13 protein-coding genes and 1 pseudogene are annotated in these 16,846 nt (G+C 63.5%); 5 read left to right on the forward strand and 9 right to left on the reverse strand.

Annotated elements, in window-relative coordinates:
* Positions 1-124 precede the first annotated feature (124 nt).
* On the forward strand, positions 125-892 hold the full coding sequence (locus OKW26_RS33400; protein WP_429356314.1) for a histidine phosphatase family protein: 768 nt from the start codon (positions 125-127) through the stop codon (positions 890-892).
* 287 nt (positions 893-1,179) lie between these two features.
* Positions 1,180-1,473, forward strand: a complete 294-nt coding sequence (locus OKW26_RS33405; protein ID WP_090802466.1) for a PXPV repeat protein — start codon at positions 1,180-1,182, stop codon at positions 1,471-1,473.
* Positions 1,474-1,574: 101 nt separating this feature from the next.
* On the opposite strand, the gene OKW26_RS33410 is transcribed toward OKW26_RS33405, so the two are convergent.
* Together OKW26_RS33410 and OKW26_RS33415 are read right to left on the reverse strand one after the other, a co-directional pair.
* Positions 1,575-2,396, reverse strand: a complete 822-nt coding sequence (locus tag OKW26_RS33410) for a Cof-type HAD-IIB family hydrolase (RefSeq protein WP_429356315.1) — start codon at positions 2,394-2,396, stop codon at positions 1,575-1,577.
* 47 nt (positions 2,397-2,443) lie between these two features.
* Positions 2,444-3,334 carry a BadF/BadG/BcrA/BcrD ATPase family protein gene (locus tag OKW26_RS33415; protein WP_429356316.1) on the reverse strand — a complete coding sequence of 297 codons (891 nt, stop codon included), beginning with the start codon at positions 3,332-3,334 and terminating at the stop codon, positions 2,444-2,446.
* Between the two features lie 141 nt (positions 3,335-3,475).
* On the opposite strand from OKW26_RS33415, the gene OKW26_RS33420 reads away from it, so the two are divergent.
* Complete coding sequence (locus OKW26_RS33420) at positions 3,476-4,072, forward strand: DNA-3-methyladenine glycosylase I (RefSeq protein WP_429356317.1); 597 nt, start codon at positions 3,476-3,478, stop codon at positions 4,070-4,072.
* A 162-nt stretch (positions 4,073-4,234) separates the two neighbouring features.
* A pseudogene (locus OKW26_RS33425) lies at positions 4,235-4,584 on the forward strand (hypothetical protein).
* 100 nt (positions 4,585-4,684) lie between these two features.
* Here the strand turns inward: OKW26_RS33425 and rpsU are convergent.
* The 6 genes from rpsU to OKW26_RS33455 all read right to left on the reverse strand — a co-directional run bounded on the left by rpsU (position 4,685) and on the right by OKW26_RS33455 (position 13,857).
* Entirely contained in the window at positions 4,685-4,897 is a 213-nt protein-coding gene (gene rpsU, locus OKW26_RS33430) for a 30S ribosomal protein S21 (RefSeq protein WP_006050883.1), read from the reverse strand.
* 418 nt (positions 4,898-5,315) lie between these two features.
* Positions 5,316-6,257, reverse strand: a complete 942-nt coding sequence (locus OKW26_RS33435) for an aldo/keto reductase (RefSeq protein ID WP_187613888.1) — start codon at positions 6,255-6,257, stop codon at positions 5,316-5,318.
* 442 nt (positions 6,258-6,699) lie between these two features.
* Positions 6,700-10,134 (reverse strand): tetratricopeptide repeat protein, encoded by a 3,435-nt coding sequence (locus tag OKW26_RS33440; RefSeq protein WP_429356318.1) that lies wholly within the window; start codon positions 10,132-10,134, stop codon positions 6,700-6,702.
* Between the two features lie 211 nt (positions 10,135-10,345).
* Entirely contained in the window at positions 10,346-10,645 is a 300-nt protein-coding gene (locus tag OKW26_RS33445; protein WP_184051749.1) for a flagellar protein FliT, read from the reverse strand.
* Positions 10,646-10,664: 19 nt separating this feature from the next.
* Positions 10,665-12,290, reverse strand: a complete 1,626-nt coding sequence (fliD, locus tag OKW26_RS33450; protein ID WP_429356319.1) for a flagellar filament capping protein FliD — start codon at positions 12,288-12,290, stop codon at positions 10,665-10,667.
* A 148-nt stretch (positions 12,291-12,438) separates the two neighbouring features.
* Positions 12,439-13,857, reverse strand: a complete 1,419-nt coding sequence (locus OKW26_RS33455; RefSeq protein WP_187615240.1) for a flagellin — start codon at positions 13,855-13,857, stop codon at positions 12,439-12,441.
* Between the two features lie 414 nt (positions 13,858-14,271).
* Between OKW26_RS33455 and OKW26_RS33460 the strand changes: the two genes are divergently transcribed.
* Positions 14,272-16,404, forward strand: coding sequence for a tetratricopeptide repeat protein (locus tag OKW26_RS33460; RefSeq protein WP_429356320.1), 2,133 nt, complete (start codon positions 14,272-14,274; stop codon positions 16,402-16,404).
* 30 nt (positions 16,405-16,434) lie between these two features.
* Here the strand turns inward: OKW26_RS33460 and OKW26_RS33465 are convergent, their stop codons facing one another.
* Positions 16,435-16,734, reverse strand: a complete 300-nt coding sequence (locus OKW26_RS33465; protein WP_429356321.1) for a hypothetical protein — start codon at positions 16,732-16,734, stop codon at positions 16,435-16,437.
* Between the last annotated feature and the right edge of the window lie 112 nt (positions 16,735-16,846).

The following is a 16,846-nucleotide window of genomic DNA, read 5'->3' on the forward strand; positions in this document are numbered from 1 at the left end:
TGGGCGCCTCGGCGCCCATTATTCATTGCGCTCGCCAATGCGATATGAATGCCGCGCCGGCCGCGTGCCGGTGGGCACCGCTGCTAGAATCGGGCGACTTCCCAGCCTCGCACAGGTGCTTTCGATGAACCGTTTCCGCGGATTCCTGCATGGCGTCGCACTGTCGCTCGGCGGCGTGTGCGCGAGCACGATGGCGTTGCCGGCCGCGTCCGCGGCGACGAACACGGCGACCGTCGTTGCGACCGCGGCCCCCGTCGTTGCCGCGGCGGGCGGCAATATCGAAACCCTCGTATTCGTTCGACACGGCGAGAAACCCGCGCAGGGGTACGGCCAGCTAGACTGCCAGGGGCTCAACCGCGCGCTCGCGTTGCCGGCCGTGATCGCCGCCAAATTCGGCAAACCCGATGCGATCTACGCGCCCGACCCCGCCCAGCAAAAAGACGACGGCGGTCATCCGTACTATTACGTGCGCCCGCTCGCGACGATCGAACCGACCGCGATTCAATTACAGATGCCGGTCCAAACACCGTACGGTTTTGCGCAGATCGACCAGCTCGGCAACGCGCTCGTCGACCCGGCCAATCGCGGCAAGCTGATCGTCGTTGCCTGGGAGCACAAGCTGATCGAGAAGCTGTTGCGGCAGATGTTGAGCGCGCATGGCGGTCGCGCGGCCGACGTGCCGAAATGGCAAAGCGACGACTTCGACAGCATTTACATCGTCCGACTCGACTGGCAGAACGGCACGCCGCGCGCGAGCTTCAAACACGATCGCGAAGGGCTCGACGGGCGGGCAACCGATTGCCCTTGCGCGGCCTTGCCGGGAGTGTCGACATCTTCGGCAGGGGCGGCCTCTTCCGCAACTTCGGCCGCTTCGGCGCCTGCGGCGGATTAATTGAGCAATACAGATGTAAGCCGTGTTTACGTGCGCTGGCGCGGCAAGCGGCGAGCGTGCGCGACCAGCCGCCTGCCGGCTTGAATTGATCCGCCGCGAAGCCCCGTGCGGCGCGGCTGCAAGCGAAGTAAGGTATTTGCGCGCAACGTCCGCGCGAGCGTTTTTTCTAGCTTCGATGACTTCGACGATGCTTGCAGTCCGTAACATCTGGTCGCAGTCCAGCCCACCTCGAGTGCGTACATTGGTCCTGTGCGACAAACCTACGTCGCCTCACAGGAGAGACCAACATGAAACGCATCGTCACTCACTTGCTGGTTGCTGCCGGACTCGCGGCGGGCGCATGCGGTGTCGCGCAAGCGCATACGGATCTGAGCGTCGGCCTATCGCTCGGCGCCCCGGTTTATGCAGCGCCCGCGCGCGTCTACGCGGCGCCGGAGCCGGTGTACTACGGCGGCTGGGATCATCGCTACCCGCGCGGCGACTACTACCGCGACTATCACCGCGATGATCGCGGCTGGGGTCACGACAACCATCGCTGGGGTCATGACAATCGAGGCGAGCACCGCGGCTGGCGGGATTGACGAGCGCTAGCGGAGCGCACGCTGCGCGCTTCGCGAGCAACTGTTGCGGCCCGCATCCACGCGAGTGGATGCGGGCCGCTTTCAATCGCAGTGACTACGGTTCAAGATGCCAGTTCGTCGTTGAGCGCAAACAGTTTGCGCAGATGATGCGCAACGCCCGCCTCGAAATTGTTGCCGATGCGCGGCACATGCGGCAGACGGGTGATCAGATCGGGATTGGCGTTGTTCATCATGAATGGATGGCCGGCCGTCTCGAGCAGATCGATATCGTTCATGTTGTCGCCGAACGCGACGCAGTGCGACGCGTCGACACCGAGACGCTCGAGCACGATCTGCAGGGCGCGCCCCTTCGACACATTCGCGGTCATCACTTCGAGACAATCCGGCAATGAATACGTCACGTACAGTCGCTCGCCGAAGTCGCGTTCCAGATTGGCGGCCACCCGCGCGAGATCGGCGGGGTCGCCGATATACAGCGCCTTGGCAATGTCGACGCCATCGTGCTTCGGCAGGTCGGTCACTTCGTACGTGAAGCCGGAATCCTGGTGAAATTCCAGCAGATGGGGCGCGTCGCGGTCGATGAGCCACGCCTCGTCTGCAAACAGACTGACGATCACTCGACCATGCGCGCCGACAATTTCGGGCTGCACGAGACGCTGGACGATCGCCGGCGGCAAATCGTCGGCGTGGATCACCGTGTTGTCAGGCGCGTGAATGCGCGCGCCGTTCGACGTGATCAGATACGGATTGATGCCGAGCAGATCGCGGATGCCCGCGACGTCGCAGTAATGCCGCCCGGTGGCGATCACGAACTGCAGCCCGTCGCTTTCGAGCTTGCGCACCGTGGCGACCGTGAACGGGTCTACCTGGTGATCGGCGTTGAGCAGTGTGCCGTCGAGATCCGTGGCGATGACTTTATACATGGTGAGTCCGGCGGCTGAACCGTCGAGGCAGCGTCAAAGCGGGTATTTTACAGGTCTCCCCGAGCCAGCCGCTGCGCCTCGCGCCGCGCCAGTTGCAAGCCGCCATGCGCCGAATCCGCCCGCGGCTCGCGCAGGCGCGCCTGATACGCCTGCGGCACGTACTCGCGCAACGGCGTACCGAGGCCTCCGCATAACGCGACCGGCAGCGCGCCCGTCGCGTCCAGCGCGGCGATCATCTTGCCGACTTCGACGCCGGCCTCGCGGAGCAGCCGCGCCGCGAACGGATGTGCGCGGTGTTCGATCGCGATCGGCGCGAGCCGCGCGTAGGCAGTCTGATTGGCCGTGCACAGCCACACGACGAGACTGTCGCGATCCCGCGCGCCGGTATGCGCGAGCAGCGCTTGCGTGAGATCGTCGACGGCAACGCGGCCATCCAGCGCCTGTTGCGCGTGCACGATCAGCCGGAGGCCGAGCCACGCGCCGCTCGCTTCGTCGCCCGATGGAAAGCCGTAGCCGCTGGCCATGCGGAATTCGCCGTCGCTCGCGAGCGAAGCCGCGACGCTGCCGGTGCCGAGTGCGACGATCACGCCGGGCGCGCCGTCGTGCGCGCCGAGCAGGGTCGTGTAGGCGTCGGTTTCGACGGCCAGTCCGGCGAGCCGCGGCGCCTGCTGGTGAAACTCGGCGAGCCAGTCGCGATTGTTGACGCCCGCCAGTCCGCAACCGAGCACGCAGCGCGACCAGTCCAGCGCGACTCCGGCTCGCTCGAACGCTTCGCCGCAGGCGGCCTGAATGGACTGCCATGCGCGCGGGATGCCGAGCCCAAGGCCCGATGGGCCGCTTGCCGCTTGCGCCAGTTCGCGGCCCTGCGCGTCGCCGAGCACGACGCGCGTGCCGGTGCCGCCGCCGTCGACGCCGATCAGAAAGAAGTCGTGGTTCATCGAATCGAATCAGTTCCGTGGGTGAATAACGCTTAGCGTGGCAGGTCAGTTTGAATCGCGCAATTAGCCGATTGGCCAGTTTGCGGCGTACACCGCTTCCACTATGCTGGCGAACGACATGACCACGCGGGGAGCGCGACAGTGACACAACGATGCAACTGGGTATCGAGCGAAGCGCTCGCACAGTACCACGACACCGAATGGGGTGTGCCCTCGCGCGACGACCAGCACCTGTTCGAGATGCTCGTGCTCGAAGGCGCGCAGGCCGGCTTGTCATGGTCGACGATCCTCAACAAGCGCATCGGCTACCGCCGTGCATTCGCCGACTTCGACATCGACAAGGTCGCGGCCTTCACGCCGAAGCGCGTGGATGCGCTCTTCGCCGATGAAAGCATCGTGCGACATCGCGGCAAAATCGAGGCGGCCATCCTGAACGCGCGCGCTGTGCAGCAGATTCAGGCCGAACATGGCTCGCTCGCGAACTTCGTGTGGTCATTCGTCGACGACACGCCGATTCAGAACGAATGGGCTTCGTATAAGCATGCACCTGCGTCGACGGAAGTATCGGACGCGCTAAGCAAGGCGCTCAAGCGCTACGGCTGCAAATTTGTCGGTTCGACGATCTGCTACGCATTCATGCAGGCGGTCGGCATGGTCAACGATCATGAGACGACCTGCATGTGTCGTGAGCGATGCGTGTCGCTGGGCAAGAAGGGGCGTGGTCGGAAGGCGAGGTGAGGCCACGGCGTCCGCGGGAGGCGCAAACGCGTGAATTGGTGCCCTTTCATGCTCGTAGTCGGCCCTTCGTCGGACGACGCACGGCGGATACTCGTCGCCATGCGCTCACGCGATGCGCGCTCAACAACAAATAACTACCGCCTCGGACGCGGGAGACCAACCATGAAAACACTTAGCTTCCTGACCCACCAGGACATTTACGATCAGTCCGTCACGCATCTGTTCGAACAGAAACGCGCTGCATTGCTACCGAGGGGCGGCGGCGCCTACCGCGGCTATTGCGGCGGCTGCCCGGTCGGCAACCTCCCGCTTACATGGATGTCGGCTTGGCCGCGCTGAAAAAAGCGCTGCTTCGCGCCCGCATCAACGTATACGACCCGGTGACCATCGCTTTGCTCAGTTGCCTGCAAAACGTGCACGACGTGTTCGGCACATGGGAGTGGCACGACCGGCTGGGCTCGATCGCGCGCGAGTTCGGGCTGTCGGCCGAGCGGCTGAGGAGCGCGGCGTAACGGCTGCACGCAGGGGCAAAATCCGACGCCGCAAAAGCAAAACGGCGATGTGGCTTCTTTCGAAGCTCACACCGCCGTTCGGCGTATCTGAAAAGCGTGTTTAGTGCAGCTTTTTCGGCAGCATCTGGCTGCGCAGACGCTTGTGCAGGCGCTTAACAGCTGCTGCCTTCTTGCGCTTGCGAGCCGTGGTCGGTTTTTCGTACGACTGGCGTTCACGCAGTTCAGCGATCAGGCCATTCTTTTCGATTGCGCGACGAAAGCGGCGAATTGCCACTTCGAACGGCTCGTTTTCCTTCAGAAGAATCGTCGTCATGTAATTCCTAACTCAATCACTAGATACGGGTTTAATTGCATGGCGGTAACCGCTCAGGTCACCACTCACGCGCCGGCCCTCCGGTCGCTCCGATTCATGGCCAGTAACAGGCAAACGCGAGGCTGATAAACAACCCCGGCCAAACCACGAATGAAGCGAGAGGCAAAGCGGCCACGGAGGCCGGAAAAGAGAGGTGGGGAGTTCACCGCGGAACGCGGACAGACCTAATGCAAAAGCCGCGTCTGTTGCCGTTTCGCCAACCTTTCATCAACGAAGAACACTGACGAAACAGGCAAAGATCTCAATTCACTCTCGATCATATCAGGAAACTCTCCATCCTACCAGGGGTTTACCGATTGCGCCAGGCTATTCCCTGGCGCGGATCGCCCCCGCGTTGGCGGCCGAGGTGTTCGCCTTATCAGGCGCTCGCTTCGTCCAGCTCACGAATATCGTCGGCGGCGAGGGACAGCTGGACGGCCGCGACCAGGCTCTTCAACTGCTGGACCGAGGTTGCGCTCGCAATAGGGGCCGTAACGCTCGGGCGCGCGATCAGCCATGCAAGCGCGATCGCGGCCGGCGTGCTGCCGTGCCGTTGCGCGACGCGGTCGAGCGCGCCGAGAATCCGCAAGCCGCGCCCGTTCAGGTATTTTTCGACCCGGCTCCCGCGCGCCTTGCCGGCCAGGTCGGCCTCGCTGCGGTATTTGCCTGACAGGAACCCGCTCGCGAGGCTGTAATAGACGACCACGCCGAGATGATTCGCGAGCGCCACCGGCTCGCTGTCGCTCTCGTATTGCGCGCGGTCGTACAGGTTGTATTCGGGCTGCAGCAACTGATACCCGGGCAGCCCGTGCTCGCGCGATACCGCGAGCGCTTCCTCGACGCGCGCGCCACTATAGTTAGACGCGCCGATCACGCGCACCTTGCCCGCCTCGATCAGCTTCTGATACGCACCGAGCGTTTCGGCGAGCGGCGTCGCGGTGTCGTCGTCGTGGGAGAAATAGACGTCGATGTAATCGGTTTGCAGGCGGCGCAGCGAGTCTTCGACCGCCGCCTGGATATTTGCGGCCGATAGCCCCTTGCGCTGCGGATGCTTCGACACCTTGGTCGCAAGCACAATCCGCTCGCGCTTGCCGCTCTGATGGAACCACTTGCCGAGGATCGTCTCCGACTCGCCGCCCTGGTTGCCGGGCACCCAGGCCGAGTAGACATCGGCGGTGTCAATGAAATTGAGTCCGGCTTCAACGAACGCGTCGAGGATCGAGAAAGAGGTGGCTTCATCGGCCGTCCAGCCGAATACGTTGCCGCCGAACATGAGCGGGGCGACCTGCAACGAGGAAGTGCCGATCCTGCGTAGTTCCATGATGGCTCCAGGTATGAGTGGGCGAACGCAATGCGGGAAATGGCCGGGCAAACCCGGGACCGTTGAGCGTACGCCGCCTTGCACTACGTTGCAGCCCCGGGCACGAAGGCTACGCCGCACGCCTCGCGCTTGAACGCGGTCGATGCGTGGCGCAAAAGATGGCGCAATAGTTTGCGCGCGTCTCAAGTTTATTCAGAACAACCACCGGCGCGATGATCTATAGGGTCAGGACAACTCGGCCAATACGACGACGCAAACGACCGGCACGTACACAGACGTCTCGGTAATTGTGGCCGGCTCCGTCTTGAGCGTCCCGATCTCGAGTACGCCCGAAGGACGGCGAGGCGTTCAGCGTGACGCCCGCCGATAGTCTGTCGCCTGAACTATCGCTCTACCCCACGTGCCCGCAACAAAGCTTTAGTTGACCGACCAGGCTCAATGGTCACTTCAGGAACGTCGACCATGCCTGGTGTTCGCGGTAGTACTGATCCTCCGCAGCATCCAGTCCGTTGTCCTTGTACCAGGGCAGATGCCTGCACGTGTACCGTCCACCGAAACGCACCGCAGCCAGATGAGTTTCGCGGCGGAAGTACCGCTTGTTGTAGACCGCAAAGGTCGTATCGATCGGCGCGCGAAAGATCGGGTCACCGTTGGTGCTCGCCGCGATCTGCTGTTGCCAGAAGCGTGCTTCCCAGTCGATCAGCCCATAGTTCTTCACGCCGTCCGACTGCATGATGGAGAGTGCTTTCTCGTCCATCAGCGCGGGTTGCGAGATGTCGAGAGCAAAGCCGGCCTTGCCGATTTTCAAAGCTTCCGTGGCGTCTATCAGGTCGAACAGGAAAGTATCGGGCAACTCGGGATTCAGTTCGAGATCGGGATCGGTAATGCAGAAAATGTCCGGCAGCCGGTGATAGATGACGTCTGAAAGCGTGAACGCGCGCGGCCCGACATTGTGGTCGAGCCGTGCGACGCTCACCGTATCCTGGATGCTGGCGAGGTAGTCGAGCATACCGGGGGCGCTCGATGCGTTGTCCATGACGATGAGATTGCGCAATCCTCTGCCTTGGAGCTGCGACACCATCCGGCGCAGATATGTGACGTTGTTAAAGGTCGGGATCAGAACCGGCACGTTGGCGATCAGGGCGCCGACTGGATGCCGGTATTGCCGGCTATCCGCCCTGAGCGCTGCCAGCTCGCTCGCTGGCTCAGCCCGGTTGACCGGCGCGATGCGCTCAAGATCGCTCACGTATTGTGAGACTCGGCTCAGTTCCTGGCGGATATTCCTGTCGTTCGGCAGCAGGGTATCGGCCTTGCGCAAAGGCTCCAGTGCCTCAAAGGGTTTCCCTTGCTGCCGCAGCGACGTCGCCAGCATGTGCCATGCCTTGCCGATTTCTGGCAAGAGCGTGGTGAACTGGCGGGCTACAGCTTCGGCCTCGGCAAACTGCTGCTTGTCGAGCAGGAGCGTGAGCGTATCGACGAATTCACCGGCCAGCGCGGCGCGCTGCTCGGGCGACAGGCCTGCTGGGCTGTCCCCGGCGGTGTGCGCATTGCTGACATGCGCCAGAACCTCGAAATGCTCAGGCTCCAGTCCGTCGCACCACCGCTGCCACATGGTGCGAAACGCGCGCGAGGCGGCGTTGGAGATCGCGCCGGCGTCGATCAGGACCGACTGTCTGCAGTACTCGCGCAGCTCGCCGCGCACTACCGCGAGCGCTTCGGGGTCGGCGGCCAGCGCGGCGCACTTGCGCACGAAGTCGTCCTTGTCCTGCGCAACGAAGGCTGAGTCGAGCCCGAGGTGCGAGAGCCACCCCGTGCTGCCGCGGCTTGCCATCGAAACGCCCGGCAGGGTCATGGTGGGCACGCCCATCCACAACGCTTGCATGGTCGTGGTCGAATTGCCGAAGGGCAACGTGTCGAGACAGACGTCGATCAGATTGTGCTGCTGCAGGTAAGTCGAGACATTCCCGCGCTGCAGAAAACTGATACGGCTCAAGTCGATCCCTTCGCTCGCGAACAGCCCGGTCAGCTTGTCCATCTGCTCCCGTGCCGTAATCGCGCCGATGACCATGCGCGAATCCGGTACCTCGCGCAGCACGCGTGCCCAGAGCGCCACGACTTCAGGCCCGATCTTGACGATGCGGCTGAAGCTGCCGAACGTGATGAAGCCGTTTTTCAGGGCAGGTAACTCGTTGACGTCCGGCGCTTGCGGGTGCGGCTTGAACGGCGCGAGCGCCGGCAGGAACACGAGCTTTTCCGAGAACTGGCGCTCGAATTGTTCGAGCGGCGTGACAAAACGGTCCGACAGGTAATAGTCGACGGCATCCAGGCCCGTCGTGGCCGGATTGCCGATCCAGCTCGCCTGGATCGGCGCCGGCTTGTGCGCGAAGACCACGAGCCGGTTGCGGCCGGTATGGCCGGACAGGTCGATGAGGATATCGATGCCATCGTCGCGGATCTTCTGCACGACTGCGTCGTCGCTCATGCCGAAGATTTCGCTCCACGTCTGCGCATGCACACGAATCTGCTCGGTGAAGCCGTCGGTCACCGCGTAGTTCGAATAGATGTGCAGTGACAGACTCGAATCGAGCGCCAGATGCTCTAGCACCGACAGGAAGAAATACGCAACCGGGTGACCGAGCAGATCGCCGGAAACAAAACCGACTCGCAGGCGCCGCGACGGATCGCGGTCATTGGTGTGCCGGGGCCGACGCGCACGCAGCGGCGCTTCGTGGCGCGCTGCAAACTCGCGGAACTCCGCGAATGCGCTGAGCGCATCGAGGTCCGGCTTGTGCATCAGGTTGAACAGCAGGTTGCTGTGGGTTATCGCCAGCATCGGTGCCAGTCTTAGCGCACGGCGGAAAGCGGTTTCGGCTTCGTCGTACAGACCATGCTTGAGTAGCGAGAGGGCAAACGCGTCGCACTCGATGGCGTCGTTCGGCGCCAGTTCCACGGCACGGCGGAGATGGACGATCCCCTCGGCGTACCGGCCCATCTCCTCTAAGGCGGTACCAAGGTTGCGATGTAGCGCGGCGCTTTCGGGATATTTTTCGAGCGCCTGCCGGCAATGCGCTTCGGCTTGCTGATACTGGCGGGTGGTAATCAGCCCGTCAGTCAGCATCGTCCGGGCGGCAATGAAGTTGGGCAGCAGGCGGGCGGCGTGCTCGGCTGCCTCGACGGACTCGTTGTAGCGGCCCGTGCGTTGCAGGACACGCCCAAGTTCGTACCAGCATTCGCCATGCGACGGATATTGATGCGTCAGACGGCGGGACACATTCAGCGCCGCTTCGAATTTCCCGCTGTTCAAGAGATGCTGGAGCTGGCGCATCTCCTTGAGGCTTGCGCGGCGCGTATCGAGCTTCACGCGCTCGTCCGGATCGGATGCCGCAGGGGGGCGCGAGTCGCTCCCGCTCGCATCAGCCTGGGGAGCGGGAGCGGTCGCAGCCTCGGGCTCCGGCGTGGCCGGGAGCGGCGCTTCTTCCCCATTGATGCGCGCGTGCAGCATCTGGACGGCCGCCTCGGGCAGGCCTTGATGCCGCGCGAGGTCGAGCACGACGCGGGCCGCCTCGGTCTGCTGGCTGGCGACGAGGGCGTTAATGTAGTAGACCCAGATCTGCCCATTTTTCGGCATCTGCCCAAGCGCCGCCTCGAAATGCGGCACTGCTTCGGAGGGCCGCCCCGTTTGCATGAGCAGCGCGCCGAGGTGGTAGTGCGCGTCGGGGTGATCGCTCGCGGCCTCCAGGACGGAGGCATAGCGCGCGGCCGCCTCGTCATATTCCTGCTGGCGATGATGTTCGATCGCGCTCTGCATGGTGAGCGCGATGTCGTGATTCTGCTGCAATTTGGCAGCAGGTGTGGCGGTGCAGAGGAAGGCGGTCATGACGAAGGCGCGCGTACGCGTCAAGAACTCGGAACGTTCGAATTATGGGCGGCGGCCAATTACGCCGATCGTCCGAGCTAGCGCCAAAACGGCCGCCAATTTGCCTTCGATGAACTCTCAGGGCAAAGAAACGGAAAAGAAAAAGCCCGCGCAAGGCGGGCCAGGGTACGCCATTGCGCCGCGAACGACGCAATGAACCGTTGCTCCTGCTTCAGTACCGCGCCATGCTCAAATACTGCCCGGCGTTGCGGCTCGCCTGCATGCTCGCCTGATACTCGGCGCCCAGCACCTGCTGCGCGGCCTGCGCGGCCTCGACGATGCGGCTGTCGATCTCGTGGATCTCCTTGAGCCGCACGATGACCTCCTGCGGCTGGGGCGCGCCGAGCGCCGTCAGGAGGGGCGAGCGCTCGTCCGCGAGCTGCGCGGCCCGCTCCCACTCGCCAACAGCGACCGCCAGTTCGAGGTCTTTCGTTATCTGCCAGATGCGCTCGATCGGGGCGACGTTCTGCATGGCTCGCTCCTCGTCGCGCTCAGCTCTTGTTCGTGGCGAGCGCGCCTGCGCTGTTGGTGCCACCGAACAGTTGCGTGAGGTATTGCGAGTTGTTGTTCATCGTTGCCATCAGTGTGTTGAGCGCTGTGAACTGCGCGGTATACATACTGGTGAGCTGAGCCTGCCACGCTGTAAGCGTCGTCTGCTGGTTCGAGAGGCTAGTCAGGTCGGCGTTGATCGCGTCCGTACGGTTTTGAATGATGCCGCCGGACGAGGTGTAGTTTGTGATGCTGTCGTCCAGTTGCGCGGCGATGCCGTTGGTCGAATTGAACAGCGAGGCTACAACCGACTGGTTGTTCTGCAACGCATTGCTGAGCGTCGTGTCGTCCACCGACAGCGTGCCGTCCGCCTGGAGCGTAACGCCGATCGCGGCAAGCGTCGTCTGCGAGGTGCCGCTGCCCACGCCGCCGCTCACGATCTTGGCGAGCTGGTTCTGGATCGTGCTCAACGTGGAATCGCCGATTAGCACGCCCTGCGACGTCGAGTTCGCGTTGTACGCCGTCAGCGCCCCCATCGTCGTGACGAGCGTGTTGTAGAGGCTGACGAAATTGTTGATCGCCGAGGACTCCGCGCTGGTGTTCTGCGCGATCGTGAGCGTCTGCGTGGTGCCGACCGCCGCTGCCGTGAGGTTCAGCGTCACGCCGGACACGGCCGTCGTCACGGAGTTCGAGGAGCTGGTTACGCCCACGCCGCCGAGCGTGAAGTACGCATCCTGGGCGGCCTGCGTCTGGGTCCAGCCTGTGCCGGAAATGGTCGACTGGCTGGGGTTGTAGGTCTCCGGGTTGCCGTTGCTATCGAGAACCGGGTTGCCACTGCTATCCAGAACTTGAGCGGTGAGGTCGCTCGCGCTGGAGATCGCCTTGCCGTTGGTGGTCGTCACCGCGAGCTTGTTCAGGTCGTCGGTCGAGCTCGAATCGTTGATCGCGATGCTGATGCCGCTCGACGCGCCGGTCGAGGTCGATTGCAGCACGAGATGCGCGCCGTCCGCGCCGGTCACGACGGTCGCGACCACGCCGGGATTGTCGTTGGCCGAATTGATCGCCGATGCAATGCCGGCAATCGTGCTGTTCGAGCTATTCAGGGAAATCGTGCTGGTGTTGCCGTTGACCGTCAGGGCCATCGTGGCCGCGCCGGAAGCCAGGTTTTTGGTCGAGCTGTAGCCCGCCGAGGTGAGCACTTGCGACGTGGCGACCTGCGCCACATTGAGCGAGTACGAACCTGCCACCGCGCCCGTGCTGGCTGTGGCGGTAACGCCGCTGCCGCTCAAGGTGGACGAGAACGAGTTGAGCGTCGCACCGTCGCTGAGCGGCTCGGCGGCGGCCTGCAACGCGGACAGTGCCGCGGAGAGCGTGCCGTAGGCCGAGATCAGCGTGTTGTCCGCAGTCTGCTCGGCAGCGATGGTCGCGGCCTGGCCGGCAGACTTCGAGTTGACGAGCGCGGTAACGAGCGAACTTGTGTCCATCGACGAATTGGTCGAGCCGCTAATGATCGACTGGGCGGCTGCCTGCACCGTGGCGTTGGCGTCGGCTGTCGTGGTGGCGACTGCACTCGCGATCGCGCTGGTGGTGGATCCGGTTACGGTGGTCGATCCGGTTACGGTGGACATGAGGAGGCTCCGTGCGTCGGCAATGCCGGTTAAAGCGATTTAACAAGCGGGGTAACGCGGGAAAAGACAATCGGGAGGCAAGCCTCCCGACGGGTTTGCGTCCGGCGCGCATCGAGCCGCGCGCCGGCTGCCTGCAGCGGGAAGCGCCTTACTGGAGGAGCTTCAGGATCTGCTGCGGCTGCGAGTTCGCTTGTGCCAGCACCGAGATACCGGCTTGTTGCAGAACCTGTGCCTTGCTCAGGTTAGCCGTTTCTTGTGCGAAGTCGGCGTCCTGGATCGACGATTGTGCGGTCGACAGGTCGGTCGACTGAGCTTGCTGCGTCGTGCCGATTGCGCTGAAGCGGTTTTGTGCCGCGCCGAGCGTTGCTTGCAGGTTGTTGACAGCGTTCAGCGCGTTGTCGATGGTCAGCATTGCTGCCGAAGCGCCGTCCTTGGTCGAGATGTCGATCTGCGAAACCGTGTTCGACTGGCTCAGCTTGTCGATGGTCGCGCCCATTGCGTCTGTAGTCTTGCCCGCAGCATCGAGATTCGGGTCATCGCCGGCCGCTTGACTCGCGGTCGCGATAGCGCCCGTTACCGCTTCGACTTCGGTCGCCATAGTTGCGCCGGTGTCGCCAGTCAGCGTGGTGTTGCCGTTGCTGTCCGTACCAACAGTACCGCTGGTGAAGACTGCGCTAGCAACAGCGTTAGTCAAGGCCTTACCGTTCTGGTCCGTGAGCGTGAAGCCGCCCTTACCGTCGGCAATCACGTTGATCTGCGAGACAGTAGCGTTCTCGCTGCCGTTCGTATTAAGCGTCCACGTCTGCGAAGCATCACCTGCTGCAGCCGGAAGCGCGGCGCCACCGGTCACTTCGGCCGCGGGGGCATTCGAGAAGGCCGTGATCGTCGAAGCATCGGTGATGGCGTTACCGTTTTGGTCCGTGTACGAGACCGAATTCGTAGCGTTGTCCCACGAAGCCGTGACCGACGTGATACCCGCAGCCGCCGCAGCAGCGCCCGTGCTATCCAGCGAGACCGAGAACGAGCCGAGCGTGTTGCCCGCTGCCGGAACGCCGCCGCCAATCGAAGCAGCGGACATCGACTGCGAGAGATTCAGCGAGATCGACTGACCGACGTTTGCGCCGACCTGGAACGACACGTTGCCCAACGAGCCGTCGAGGACGTTCATGCCGTTGTACGTCGTTTGCGACGCGATACGGTTGATTTCCGAGACTTGCTGGTTCACTTCCTGTTGAAGTGCAGCACGGTCGTTGTCGGTCATCGAACCGTTAGCTGCTTGCGTAGCAAGCTGGCGGATACGCTGGAGCGACGAAGTCAGCGACGACAGACCCGACGATGCCGTTTGCACCATCGACGTACCGTCGTTCGAGTTCGACACACCCTGGTTCAGACCGTTGATCTGGGTCTGCATGATGTTCGAGATCGCAAGACCTGCTGCGTCGTCTGCTGCGCTGTTGATGCGCTTGCCCGACGACAGCCGCGTGATCGCTTGCGACAGTGCGCTACCCGAGCCGGTCAGGTTTTGTTGCGCGACGAGCGAGTTGGTGTTGGTATTGATTCCGAGCATTGAGATTCTCCTAATGGGGCTATCGGCCCAGTAACGGCAGCGGTTCGTTGGCCTGCCGCCTTGTTTGTGATTACGACCCCACCTGGAAAAACTTTAGCCGCCTTGTTGATGCAACCCCTCTGGGCTGACGCCCTTGCCTCGCCCGCGTGCAGTGGGGAGGCGCTTTTCAGGATGCGGGACGCCAGGCTTCGTCCTTCGGCGGCTTAAGGCTCGCAGGCGTCGAAGCCACTTCGCGTCGCAATGCTGATCGAGCATCCGATCGCCCTTGATCTGCACCCGGCCTTACGGCTTCGAAAGACGAAGCCCGCGCAGCACGTCATCGGTCGAATTGAACCGAGCTGCCAGCTCAATTCGGGCCGCCACCGCGCGTGCGCATGCCTTAAGCTGCGAATCCACAGCCCCTCTACGACGACCGTGACCGCTACGAGCCCACTTGCCCCCACGCGCCAGCACATTCTGAGCGAAGCCACTGCCCTCGGCGCCACCGGGCAGTTCGCCGACGCACTGGCGCTGCTTGCACCGCTCGTCGGCGCGAAGGCCACGCCCGAGGACGCGGAGCACGCCGATGCGCTCAACCTCGCGGCCATGTGCGCCACGGGTGTGGGCCAGCCTGCGCAGGCGCAAGCTCTATGGTTGCGCTGCATTCAAGCGAAGCCGGATTTCGCCGACGCGTATCTGGGGCTCGGAGCGATGCTCGCGACCCTCAATCAGCTTGCGGAAGCGGAAGCGGTTTACGGGCGGCTTGCCGCGATACGCCCCGATGACGCCGATGTCCATAGCAATCGCGGGATCGTGCTGCACCGTCTCGGACGGCATGACGCGGCCCAGGCCGCGTACCGGGTGGCGCTCGCACTTCGCCCGGACCACGTCGACGCGAACTACAACCTCGGCATCGTGCTTCATGAACAGCGCCGCCTCGACGAAGCGGAGGCGGCCTATCGCACAGCGCTCGCCGTGAATCCGCAATTTGCCAAGGCGAACAACAACCTCGGCAATCTGTTGCGCGAACGCGGCCGGATCGAAGAGGCTGAAGAAGCGTATCGGCAGGCGCTGCTCGCGCACCCGCAATATCCCGAGGCACTGAACAACCTGGGGGCGCTTTACAGGGCGCTCGGCCGGCTCCGGGAAGCCGAGCTGGCTTGCCGCCTCGCGCTTCAGATCCGCCCCGCCTACGCGGACGCGCTCAACAATCTCGGCTGTGTGCTCACCGAACTCAAGCGCCTGCCCGAGGCGGAAAGCGCCTACCGGCAGACGCTCGCGTTGCGCCCCGCCTTCGCCGAGGCGCACTACAACCTCGGCTGCGTCCTGCACGCACTGGACCAACTGGTCGATGCCGAATGCGCGTATCGCGAGGCGCTTCGGCTCGCGCCGAACCGCGTCGAAGCGGCCAATAACCTGGGTTGCACGCTGCTTGCGCAAGCGCGCCTGCCCGAGGCTCTTGCGGCGTTTCGCCACGCGCTCACATTGCGCGCCGACATCGCCGAAACGCACTTCAATATCGGCAGCATCGTGAAAGAGCTCGGCGACCCGGAGCAAGCCGAAGCCGCCTACCGCCGCGCGCTCGCGCTGCGCCCCGACTACGGCGACGCGAAGTTCCGTCTCGCCACGCTGCTCATCGGCATGGGCCGCTTCGAAGAAGGCTTTCTCCTCTACGAATGCCGCTACGAGATGGCTGGGTTCGCGCATCACGCCACGCAGTCGATGCTGAGGTGTCCGCGCTGGCGAGGCGAGCCGCTCGCCGGCAAATCACTCCTCGTTTGGCAGGAGGATGGACTCGGCGACATGCTGCAGTTCGGGCGTTATCTGCGCCTGTTGAAGGCTCAGGGCGCCGCGCACGTCGCGTTTGCCTGTATGGCACCGCTACAACGCCTGTTCGCCGATGTCGATGGAGTCGACGCGGTGCTCAGTCATGACGAAGCCTCGGCGCGCGCCGGCGATTTCGATTGCTGGATCAGCGCCCTCAGCGCACCGCTGTATCTGGGCACAAGGCTCGACACGATTCCGCCTCCCCTGCGCATCACCCTGGCCCCGTCGCGCGTCGAGCATTGGCGCGCGCGCCTTGCTGTGCTGGGCGCGGGACACCGGGTGGGTCTCGTCTGGAAGGGCAACCCGAAACACCACAACGACGTGCACCGTTCGCTACCGTTGCTCAACACACTGGCGCCGCTCTGGAGCCTGCCGGGCGTGAAGTTCGTGAGCCTGCAAAAGGGCGCGGGGGAAGACGAAGCGCTGTCATTCCCTGCGAGCCTCCCGATCCTGCCTCTCGGCGCAGATCTCGAAGACTTCACCGACACGGCTGCGGTTATCTCGCAACTCGATCTGCTGATCTGTGTGGACACTTCGACGGCACATCTGGCAGCCTCGCTCGGCAAACCATGCTGGGTGCTCTTGCCGGCACGCGACGTGGACTGGCGGTGGATGCATGGCCGTGACGACTCGCCGTGGTATCCCAATACGGTTCGCCTGTTCAGGCGAGGGCTGGATGAACCGTGGCCCGCAGTCGCGGAGCGCGTGCGACAGGCCTGCGCTGCGTGGTTCGGCGCGTGACATCAACGCCGCGCTTGCGCTGAAGTGAGGCTAGTCACACATGCCGCGAAACACCACGGCAGCGATCATAGGCGCGCAGAGCACGAGCAGCACCAAGGCATCGAGCAGGCGAACCAGGCGGTGTCGCAGATGGGCCAGATGACGCAGCGGAACGCGGCGGCGGCCAGTTCGTTGCACGACCATGCCGGTCAACTGGTTCTGCAGGCCTCGGATTTCAGGGTGGCTTGAAGCGGCTTCCGGGTTCGCGCAGAAAGTTTTCCGGTCGTCGGCGTTGCTGGTGCGTGATGAGACCGGCAACTGATGCTGGAAGCACGCCATGTTGGAGCGCAAGACGTTGGTCCTGACGCCACGACAAAAAACTAAAGGCCCCAGGCTTTCGCCAAAGGGCCTTGTTTTATCGGGTTTTCTGCGAACCCGGCATCATGTCTAAATCCTGGTGCGC

Origin of the sequence: Paraburkholderia sp. 32, assembly GCF_050435345.1 — a bacterium.
Lineage (GTDB): Bacteria > Pseudomonadota > Gammaproteobacteria > Burkholderiales > Burkholderiaceae > Paraburkholderia > Paraburkholderia tuberum.